Source organism: Endozoicomonas sp. ALD068 (genome assembly GCF_049310145.1).
Lineage (GTDB): Bacteria > Pseudomonadota > Gammaproteobacteria > Pseudomonadales > Endozoicomonadaceae > Endozoicomonas_A.
This window is the reverse complement of sequence record NZ_JBLYNU010000004.1, coordinates 3,193,911-3,204,591: the sequence shown is the minus strand read 5'-3', so window position 1 is coordinate 3,204,591 and position 10,681 is coordinate 3,193,911. Positions and strand designations below refer to the sequence as shown.

Here is a 10,681-nt window from a genome sequence, read left to right as displayed (position 1 = left end):
AATCACACATATGGTTGCATTTGATTCAAGGATGGATTGTAATAAGGATCAAATTTAAATTCTTCACCCCAATCTTCTAAAAAAGTTAAGATTTCTGAATTTTTAACTGAACGCCCACCCTCCTTGGATACTCCTTCATAGTGGTAAAGTTCAACATTTGCCAGATAAACAGATCTATAGCCTAGCTTAGAAGCTCTCAAACAGTAATCCACATCATTGTAATTTAATGGGTAGCGATTACTGTAACCGCCTAAAATATTGAAAAGCTTTTTTGGAGTAATTGAACAGGCACCTGTGACAGCTGAATAATTTCGATTTACTGCAGCACCTAAAGCGTAACCTTGTGAATTTACAGGCCATTTATAATAAGCATGACCGGGCAACCCACCTAACAAAACTACCCCAGCATGTTGAATTGTATTGTCAGGGAACAATAATTTAGGACCAACAACCCCAACTCCATCTCGTTGCACCATGCCTAGCATTAAGGTTAACCAATTAGAAGAGATGACTCTTATATCATCATTCATAATGACCAGATATTCACCATCAGCAGCAGCAGATCCTTGATTAATTTTTTGAGCTAAACTAAATTGCTCTGATTGATAATGCGATAGCTTTATGTTTCTAAAGCTTTTAAGCCAAACTAGCTGTGAACTATCAAGATTACCGTTATGCACAACAATTATTTCATAATTTTTATATTCTGTAAGCCTAAAGATACTTTTGCAAACAGCATTTATGTGTTTTTCATAGCAACCATTTATTTTTATCTCTCCATTAGCTGTCGGAATTATAATTGAAACCAGTGACTCTTCTTTTGGGTAGAAGTCAATATTAAAATGACCTTTAAACTCGGAATCATTTATACTAAAGTTCTCTTTTTTTTCATCTAAATGATTTTCGATTGCTTTTCTTGCTCTACCAATGCTTTCTGGTTTGGCATCAATTGTTTCAGCAGTTGAGTTTTCCCAAACTCTCCAATGATAGAGTACCATTGGGATGTGCACTATGTTCATACTTTGGTTTATAACACGTAATACTAACTCATAGTCTTGTGCTCCATCGAACTCAGAATTATAACCTCCAAGATTTTTTACTAGTGATGTTCTAAACATACTCATATGACAGGTATACATCATTGATAGAATGTATTCAGGCGACCAGTCAGGCTTGAAAAAAGGCCCATAAATTTTTTCCCCATTTCTTGTTATTTTATCTTCATCCGAATAAATGTAATCAACATTAGGATTACGATTTATAGAAATTACAGCATGATAAAGAGCATCAGGGTGTAAAGTATCATCGTGATCTAGGATTGTGAAAAATTGTCCTGAAACATGTTTAAGCCCTGTGTTATTAGCAGCTGAAATATTTCCATTCTCGGAACGTATGATAACTTTTATTCTTGAGTCATTCTTTTGAAAATGTCTAATCATTTTAGTGATTTTCTTGTTTTCTGAACAGTCGTCTACAAGTATTAGCTCCCAGTTTTTATAAGACTGATTTAAGATGGAATCTATTGATTGTTTTAGCATTTTTAGTGGCGTTTTGTAAATACAGATAATCACTGATATTAACACATTGCATTTAACATCCTGATTATGGTGCTTATATAATAAGCCTGCAATGTCTTCATGCGTTTTTTGAAACGGTTCGCGTAAAGCACCCGTCGTTGAATAAAGTGATTTTATGTTGTTCGCTCGATAAATTATTCCATCAAGACCCGCATCACAATAGGTTACGTATATTTTCTCCATCAAATTAGTAATACCATATGTGGTTATCAGAGATCGAAGAAAACTAATTTTTTTAAAATATGACCTGACGATTCTTCCAAAAAATCTATATGGCTTAGTAACTTTCCAACTTGATGAATTAGCATATTCATTGATTTTAGCGTCCCCTTGGTAGATCTCTTCCTGCAATTCTGCGATTCTAGTATTACCCTGATAGTTCTCTTGCTGTAATTTTTCGATTCTAGCATTGCTTTGATAGATCTCTTCCTGCAATTCTGCGATTCTAGTACTACTCCTGTTGATATCTTCCTGTAGTGACGCAATCTGAGCATCTGTTGTTATATTCCACTTGTTTTTTGATTGACATGGAGGATCAATGAAATTCCCGTCTAAGAAAAAATGACCTTTTTTTACAATTTCAATCTTACCTGCAACTCGCTGTTTACCAAGTACATTTCTATTTTTTTGGCGTTTTTTTATAATGCACATCGAATTAACAAATTCAATAGAATGTAAATAAGAAAGACTATGTTCTGGAATTTCACAATTATATTCATTAAGAATATTATCAAGAGCTTTTGTGGGTTTGGAAACGAACCCCCAATGTTCAAAATTTATTACATCGGCTAAAGCTTTGAAAAAGGAAATGGACGAATATGGATGAAATAACCCCCCCCCGTACTCTTTCCAGTAACTACAATGAAGATCCTCAACCACATAGATACCATTGTTAGCTACATTTCTGAAGTAGTTGACGAACGATTTTATAATATCATTTGAGTTATGGCTTCCATCATCAATTATAATATTGAATTTTTGGCATATATCTGAAATCGCATAGATTGTATTCTTATCGGTTGCATCGCCAATTACTATTTGAATTTTTCCACTATTGTATCTAAGTGATGAACAAGTTTTGTCGATATCACAACCGATTATCTTTACAGCATTCGTAAAGTACTTGGCCCATATTTCTAATGAACCACCATTTTGTACTCCTATTTCTAAGAGATTTAACCTTTTGGTTCGATAAGGTTTGAAAATCTCTTCATATTTTTCTAAATATAAAGACCACTTATCTGAAGCAAAGCCTTTATGATTTTCAAATATCTTAGTATATTTAGCAACCATACAATAATGTAATCCTGAAACAATGATGAATGCAGCTTTAGTTTAATTTATATATTCGAATTTAAATCAAAAGATATTAGATTTAATATCTGAAATACGCCATCAAAATTTCTTACAATAGTAAGGAATAAATCTTTTAAATTTATAAGAAACTACTCATCATGCATTCTAAATGTTGTAACCAAGTCATTCATTGATTTTATAACACTCCTCAACATAGCCTTCACGTAACCAGCTTTTTAATCTGTAAAGGGCATGTAGATTTTGGATTTTCTTTGCAAAGTTGTGGACAGTTCGAGGTGAAAAAACCTCATGATTAATACTGAGAAAATAGTTTTTCGTTATCCGCTTTGTTTCTTCAAGATAGCCAAATACGAGATTATCAGATATTTCAGGAAGTGTGTCTTGACTGATAGTGACAGCCACGCTTTTCGATGGAGCATTGTAAAATTCCCAATAAGGTAAAACTCTGACACCCTTACCTGAGTAAGGCTCACCATACAGTGTCACCTTGTCTTCACCCAAGGCATGAATAAGGTAGTGACCAATGAAAGTACACGTGATTGGAAGGTCAAATATAGTATATGACTTACATCCGAAGCGGTACGCATACATTGCAGTCAGACCAAGTCCTCCACCTATTTCTGCTACGGCATCTTTTGACGGATTTATGCTATTCATTCGCATTGCCATGTATAGTGCATTTAAATGCCGATAATGAAAGATACCTTTCCGTGTCGAAATGCCGTCGGTATGTATGATGCCCAGAGGTGGAGCTATATTTATTCTCAATTCCAGCTCAATTTCGTTAATCATTGTATCAATATCAGTAGACAAATTCTCACCCCAAGGACCTGACTCTGGATTCTCCAGGCTCAACACACCAATAGATTCAGCTAAGCAAACCAGTTTGTCCAGATACGTTAGAGCTATTTGATCTGGATTTAAATTGCAGTTATATCCGTCAATAGATGTGGATATTCCGCCAAACCATGAATAATTTTTCCCAAAATCCATTAAGTGGTAGGCGACACTCTCAGCACTTCCTTTTTCCATTATTTTGATCGTTTCAGACAACTCTGATCTGAGCAAACCAGTCCAAAGATCTTCGTCTTCACTTTTCACTGGAGCGTTTGCTTCATCGTTCTGTGCCAAGTGGTAGGCAGCCGATAAACGCTCTGCTACACGTACCCTGTTCTCTTTCATTTCGGGTCTGTGCGAGACTAACTTAACAGAGAAATTTGAGGATTTAACGGGATGAGCCATTAAACGCTCGGTAGCAAAATCATTTTCTTGAGTAAAAAGTCCAGGTGAACGAGAACGAGCTATTAAAACCTGCAGATCATTCAATTCATTAACTTTATCTCTAAGGTTTTTCCGAAGCATTCTAACATTTTCAACATAACTTTTAATCTTCGGAATTTTTAATAACAGTGTTTTTGACACCTCAACCATTTTTCCGTTCCATAATGATTTGCTTGAACGGAATGCCAACAAGTCCCCACCTCACTTCACTCGATGAAACAGTCACGATCAGAGCATCATTGATCCAATGATGTTGTATATGGTCATATAGAGTACCATCTGCAAAAGCAGCATTAACAGAGTACTCACCGTTTGGTAGCATTGGTAAAATAAAATCAAATTGAGCTGTAACGCAATCTCCTGCCTGCAAATTCATCGGGCTGGTTGTAGTTGTTGGTAGAGTGTTTTCACCAAACAGTTCCTGACCTAGCCGATCCCGCCAAATAAATCCAATTATAGGCTTATCAATTGGCTTGTTAGCAACAGCTATTATATTTAATCTGATTTTCTCTCCTCCCATGAATAGATTTGATCGTTCATTCTTAGTGTTTAAGTTCTCTATAAATACTTCGATAATTTTTCCATTACCGGTTTGCCAGCCGCTTGCTGTATCTATTTGATTTTTTACCTGATTTTTTGTTTTATAATCACATGCAAACAATAATTCGTCATCTTGACTTAATTGACTCCTTTGATCCTGAAATTTATTTTTTCTTATTTTGTTAAGTTTAAATTTATCCCCATAACTTCCTTGAAGCGTATGATGTAGATAATCTTCTGAAACAGATTTTGATGTATCCAAAGCCTTAATTTCTCCACTTGATAACCAGATTGCTTTTTCACATAAATTTTGAATAGTTGCTGTGTCATGGCTAACAAAAATCAATGTCCCTTCTTTTTGAAATCTTCTAATAAATCGCATACATTTCTGAGTAAATTGAGCGTCACCTACGGCTAAAGCCTCATCTATTACTAAAATTTCGGCGTCTACGTGGGCAATAACAGCAAAAGCCAAACGTACATACATGCCACTGGAGTATATTTTCACCTGTTGGTCAATAAAGTTGCCAATCTCAGCAAAACTCTCAATTTCACCAAAACGCTCATCAATTTCTTTTTTTGTCAATCCCAGGATTGAACCATTCATGTAAACATTTTCTCGCCCGGTGAACTCAGGATTAAAGCCTGAGCCTAATTCCAATAATGCTGCAACTCGTCCACATGTTTCTACTGATCCAAATGATGGACTCAAGGTGCCACAGATAATTTGTAGTAATGTTGATTTACCTGCCCCATTGCTGCCAATAATTCCAATGGTTTTTCCCTTTTCTACTTCGAAAGATACATCTTTTAATGCCCAGAATTCATTATGATATTTCTTAGGTTGTAGGCCAATCCTTCTTTGAAGTCGCGGTATAACAGATTGCTTCAGGCGGTCCTCAGGGCGATCATATATATGATAAACTTTACTTAGGTTCGAGACTCGAATAGCAACACCATCATGTTGTAATTGGCTATTTGTATTAGATAACATCGGCAAACCCCTTCCGTGTTTTTTGAAAACACCAAAAGCCTAGCCAGCAGAGTACAATGCTAATCAAAATGTAGATAGCTTGCCCAATCCAATTCGGTGACTTGCCAAAAATGATAACGTCTCTGGTTTGCTCAATCGGAAAAGTCAGCGGATTAAGATGCATGAACAACTGGTAAGACTCAGGTAGCGCTGTTATCGGATAAAACACAGGGGTAAGAAATAGGAGCATGGTAGTGACAATTCCGATTATTTGCCCAATATCACGAAGATAAACTCCAAGTGAAGCTACAATCCAGCTTATGCCAAGTGTTATTGGCAATAGAGGGAACAAAGTGATCGGTGCGTAGAAAGTCGTCAGAGTTGGTATTCCATTCAACACAGCCAATGCTACGAGTAAAACGACAATACTGATCAATGCATGGAATAACGAAGCACCAAGGCTGACGATTGACAGTATCTCAAGAGGGAAAACGACTTTTTTTACGTAATTTGCATTACTTAAAATAAGAGACGGTGACCGATTAAGAACTTCAGCAAACAGTGAGTGGATTATTAACCCAACGAATAGAATTAGCGCAAAATTAGCTTTATTGTCAGTTGCCTCAATACCCCAGCGCGCCTTGAAAACAACTGAAAAAACAAAGGTATAAACAGCAAGCATCATCAGCGGATTGAAAAAAGACCAGGCTAAGCCAAAGATTGACCCTCTATAGCGCCCAATGACTTCTCGGATAACCATTTCCTTAATCAAGTACCGATGTTGCCAGAGTGTTCTGGTAAGGAAAAACAGTGAAGTAGGAAGCGCTTTGTGAGGGTTCATAATTCTACCAATCTAGGTTTTGATCAGTAGCCCTTGACCCGTTGGGAGTGTAGCAACATAAAATCCTTTTTCTACAGAAAAATTATCGATAGCACATTTTTGATGGCGGTAACCATAATAAGCGTAATCATCAAGCAATACCAAGGCACCTGTAACCAGCTTATTCCATAAATAATCCAATGCCTCTACCTCGGGATGGGCACAATTTAAGTCAATATGGGCAAAAGCAATTTTATTGGTCGTAATTTTAGTTAGAGTATCAGGTATTGATCCCTCAATGATGTGAACATTTTCCCACTCAGAAAAATTTTCTTTTACTAACTTGGAAGAAGTAACATAAAAGCCATCTTTTATCAGTTTTTTATTCTTATCAAGAATACCATCCTTTAACTCAGCTTCTGATACGTATCTTTCGTCTAGTCCATTGAATGTATCCAATAGGTAAAAAATTTTATTATGCTGATCCCATTCTAAGTCGTGCATAATAGATGAACTAAGAAAACCTGCATTTACACCACACTCTACAAAATCTCCATCCAGTTTTATTGCAGACCTAGCAGCCCACAAGCCTATATGAACACGCCAATGCCAACAGTAATCTTGACCGGCTGCGGCGATCCCTCTCTCATAAGCATTTATAAATGAGGGATCCTCTAAGAAATCGCAATTATGAATACTTTTTAATCCATCTTGTTCATACATTTAAATTTAATTCTCTTTCAGGTAACTTCGATGCTGAATTCGGTAGATGATGCAAGGGAGAGTCATTCAAATATTTTTTTAGTATCTTTCAATTGGTTTGCTTTAAGATCTTTTTTCGATACGATTGGTGACAGATATGGCCACTCAATACTGATTGAAACATCATTCCAGCGAATAGAATGCTCATATTCCGGTGCGTAGACATCCGTCGTTTTATAAAGGAACTCAGCCACCTCTGAGAGCGTTAAAAACCCATGGGCAAAACCTGCCGGAATCCAAAGCTGTTTTTTATTTTCAGCTGATAATGTCTCGCCAACCCATTGCCCAAATGTGGGTGATGACTGACGTATATCAACGGCAACATCAAACACCTCGCCCTGGACGACACGAACCAGCTTTCCCTGTGCTTTGGGTGGTAACTGGTAATGCAGCCCTCGCAATACACCCTGGGTGGATTTTGAGTGGTTGTCTTGCACAAAGGATACGCTGCAACCAACCGAATCTTCAAAACGCTGCTGATTAAAACTTTCGAAGAAAAAGCCGCGCTCGTCCTCAAATACCCTCGGCTCGATGACCTTAACTTCTGGCAATCGGGTATCAGTTACTTTCATCGTCTACCTCCCGAATGACTTGCATCAAATATTTACCGTAGCCATTTTTCAGCATGGGTTGGGCAAGCGCTTCCAACTGTTTCTGGTCTATCCAGTTGTGACGAAAGGCGATCTCTTCAGGACAGGCTATTTTTAATTCCTGCCGATGTTCAATGGTTTGCACAAATTGATGGGCTTCAATCAGGCTTTCGTGGGTACCCGCGTCAAGCCAGGCAAAGCCCCGGCTCATGCGTTCCAGCGAAAGCTGATCTTTCTCAAGGTAGATGTTATTCAGGTCGGTAATCTCAAGCTCACCACGATCAGATGGCCTGATCTGTTTGGCATAGTCGGGAGCATTCTCGTCGTAGAAATACAACCCGGTAACTGCATAGTTTGATTTAGGGTTTTCTGGCTTTTCTTCCAGGCTTATGACCTTGCCGGCCTTATCAAATTCAGCAACACCGTATCGCTCAGGATCGTTGACATGGTATGCAAAAACGGTTGCACCAACCTCGCGCTGATCGGCCGATGCCAGCTTTTCATCCATTGAATGGCCATAGAAAATATTATCGCCGAGAATCAATACCGATGGTGCGCCATCGAGAAATGCTTCACCAATAATCATTGCCTGGGCTATACCATCGGGTGAGGGCTGTAGCGCATACTCAATATTTATTCCCCATTGGCTGCCATCACCTAACAGCTCCCTGAAACGAGGTGCATCCTGTGGTGTCGAAATGACAAGCACTTCTCGGATATCTGCAAGCATCAAGGTTGATAGCGGGTAGTAGACCATGGGCTTATCAAACACCGGCAATAGTTGTTTGGAAACCACTTGTGTGACCGGGTAAAGGCGTGTGCCATTGCCCCCAGCGAGAATAATGCCTTTTCGCCTCATGCTCTTTTGTAGCTCTTGATGATGTCTTCTGCAGCTATAAAAAAGTCATTCTGCCAGTGCGGTAAAGTAAACGGTAGATGACGCTCAAGTTTGCTGGTATCCAGCCGTGAATTGGCAGGTCGCTGTGCGGGTGTGGGGTAATCGGTGCTTTTAATGGGCTGTAGGCTGCTTTTACCAGCGGTCAGTGGGAGCTGTGCCTCTTCGGCAAACTGAAGCAATGTTTTTGCTATACCGTACCATGTTGTCTTTCCATGGGGAGCAAGGTGGTATAACCCCACCGGCCAATGCCTGGTGGTGGCTATCGCTTCGATTGCATTTATGGTTACCCTGGCGATTAATGCTGGTGAGGTTGGCACGCCAAACTGATCATTAATGATATTTAATGAGTCTCTCTCGGTGGCCAGACGAAGAATGGTCTTGGCAAAGTTATTGCCATCCTTCCCGATCACCCAGGTGGTGCGAAAGATCAGGTGACAACAGCCACTGCCAGCAATGATCTGTTCGCCTGCTAGTTTTGATTCACCATAGATATTAATGGGCTTTGGCGAATCCGCTTCTGTATAGGGCCAAGTTTTACAGCCATCAAAAACATAATCTGTTGAATAATGGATCAGCCAGATATCATGCTTGGCCGCTTCCTTCGCAAGAATGCCCGTAGCCTCCGCGTTGACCTTGAAGGCCATATTGCGTTCACTTTCTGCCCGGTCGACAGCAGTATACGCAGCGGCATTAACGATTACATGGGGCTTGAAGTTGTGAATGACCTCTATCACTGAATACTGGTCGGTGATGTCCAATTCGGCGTGGCTACACGCCATGACTTCTCCCGAGGCAGGTAAGGTGCGGCTCAATTCAAGACCCAATTGACCATTGGCACCAAGAAGTAATATTCTCATGCGTACTGCCTCTCGATCCATTGGTGATAGTCTCCGCTGATAACTTGTTCAACCCATTCCTGATTATCCAGGTACCACTCGACGGTTTTTTGAATGCTCGTTGCAAAGGTCTTGGCCGGACGCCAACCGAGTTCGGTTACGATCTTGCTCGCATCAATAGCGTAGCGCCTGTCATGACCTGGGCGATCTTCCACGAAGGTGATTAAGTCATGATAGCTGGTGATAGTTGCGTTCCCGCTAACAGGATGCATCTCATTGAGGATGTCACAAAGCAAGCGAACTACTTCAATATTGGCTTTTTCATTTAGGCCGCCAATGTTGTAGACCTCGCCACAGCTGCCTTCATCCAATACCATCCGGATAGCTCTGCAGTGGTCACCCACATAGAGCCAGTCACGGATTTGCAATCCATCGCCGTAGATTGGTAACGGCTTATGTGCCATGGCATTATGAATAACCAGTGGTATCAATTTTTCGGGAAATTGATAGGGGCCATAGTTATTAGAGCAGTTAGTTGTCAGTGCTGGTAAATCGTAGGTGTGATAATAAGCACGTACCAAATGATCGGAAGAGGCTTTGCTGGCACTGTATGGGTTATTTGGTTGGAAACCTTCTGTCTCTGCAGACGCAGGTGAGTCTGCGTCTAATGAACCATACACTTCATCAGTTGAGACATGTAGAAAGCGAAAGTTACGTTTATCTTTTTCGCTAAGTTCGCTGTAGAACCGCCGCGAGGATTCCAGCAGTCTGAAAGTACCGATAACGTTGGTTTGCAGGAACGCTTCTGGCTCGTGAATGGACCTATCCACGTGAGACTCTGCCGCAAAATTGACCACCGCCCGAGGTTTGTTGATGCGCAGTAACCTATCGATCAGAATGCTGTTGCCAATATCGCCATTCACAAAAATATGTCGTTCATCTTCTTCAACTTCGGAGAGGTTATTAAGATTGCCGGCGTAGGTCAGCTTATCAAGACTGATGACGGTTTCATCCATTTCCGAAAGCCAATCAATGACAAAATTGGCACCAATAAAGCCAGCACTGCCTGTTACCAGTATCGTCATAG

The 10,681-nt window shown here is 39.8% G+C and carries 9 protein-coding genes; all 9 read right to left on the bottom strand.

All coding sequences use genetic code 11. From position 1 onward, the window contains the following. Positions 1-2 precede the first annotated feature (2 nt). The 9 genes from ACO6V5_RS10885 to rfbB all read right to left on the bottom strand — a co-directional run bounded on the left by ACO6V5_RS10885 (position 3) and on the right by rfbB (position 10,679). A complete protein-coding gene (locus ACO6V5_RS10885) occupies positions 3-2,870 on the bottom strand; it encodes a glycosyltransferase (RefSeq protein ID WP_422133031.1) in 2,868 nt (955 codons plus the stop codon). A gap of 186 nt (positions 2,871-3,056) precedes the next feature. After that, positions 3,057-4,364, bottom strand: coding sequence for a hypothetical protein (locus tag ACO6V5_RS10880; RefSeq protein WP_422133032.1), 1,308 nt, complete (start codon positions 4,362-4,364; stop codon positions 3,057-3,059). Continuing rightward, on the bottom strand, positions 4,318-5,709 hold the full coding sequence (locus ACO6V5_RS10875; protein ID WP_422133033.1) for an ABC transporter ATP-binding protein: 1,392 nt from the start codon (positions 5,707-5,709) through the stop codon (positions 4,318-4,320). Before ACO6V5_RS10875 ends, ACO6V5_RS10880 begins: the two co-directional genes overlap by 47 nt. Then, positions 5,699-6,529 (bottom strand): ABC transporter permease, encoded by an 831-nt coding sequence (locus ACO6V5_RS10870; protein ID WP_422133034.1) that lies wholly within the window; start codon positions 6,527-6,529, stop codon positions 5,699-5,701. The genes ACO6V5_RS10875 and ACO6V5_RS10870 overlap by 11 nt, the downstream gene beginning before the upstream one ends. A 12-nt stretch (positions 6,530-6,541) precedes the next feature. After that, a complete protein-coding gene (locus ACO6V5_RS10865) occupies positions 6,542-7,231 on the bottom strand; it encodes a TylF/MycF/NovP-related O-methyltransferase (protein ID WP_422133035.1) in 690 nt (229 codons plus the stop codon). A gap of 62 nt (positions 7,232-7,293) precedes the next feature. After that, on the bottom strand, positions 7,294-7,842 hold the full coding sequence (gene rfbC, locus ACO6V5_RS10860; protein WP_422409393.1) for a dTDP-4-dehydrorhamnose 3,5-epimerase: 549 nt from the start codon (positions 7,840-7,842) through the stop codon (positions 7,294-7,296). Beyond that, a complete protein-coding gene (gene rfbA, locus ACO6V5_RS10855) occupies positions 7,829-8,719 on the bottom strand; it encodes a glucose-1-phosphate thymidylyltransferase RfbA (protein WP_422409395.1) in 891 nt (296 codons plus the stop codon). Before rfbA ends, rfbC begins: the two co-directional genes overlap by 14 nt. Continuing rightward, the gene (gene rfbD, locus ACO6V5_RS10850; protein WP_422409397.1) at positions 8,716-9,615 is read right to left on the bottom strand and encodes a dTDP-4-dehydrorhamnose reductase; all 900 of its coding nucleotides are present in this window, start codon (positions 9,613-9,615) and stop codon (positions 8,716-8,718) included. Before rfbD ends, rfbA begins: the two co-directional genes overlap by 4 nt. Then, positions 9,612-10,679 carry a dTDP-glucose 4,6-dehydratase gene (rfbB, locus tag ACO6V5_RS10845; protein WP_422409399.1) on the bottom strand — a complete coding sequence of 356 codons (1,068 nt, stop codon included), beginning with the start codon at positions 10,677-10,679 and terminating at the stop codon, positions 9,612-9,614. Before rfbB ends, rfbD begins: the two co-directional genes overlap by 4 nt. Positions 10,680-10,681: the final 2 nt, after the last annotated feature.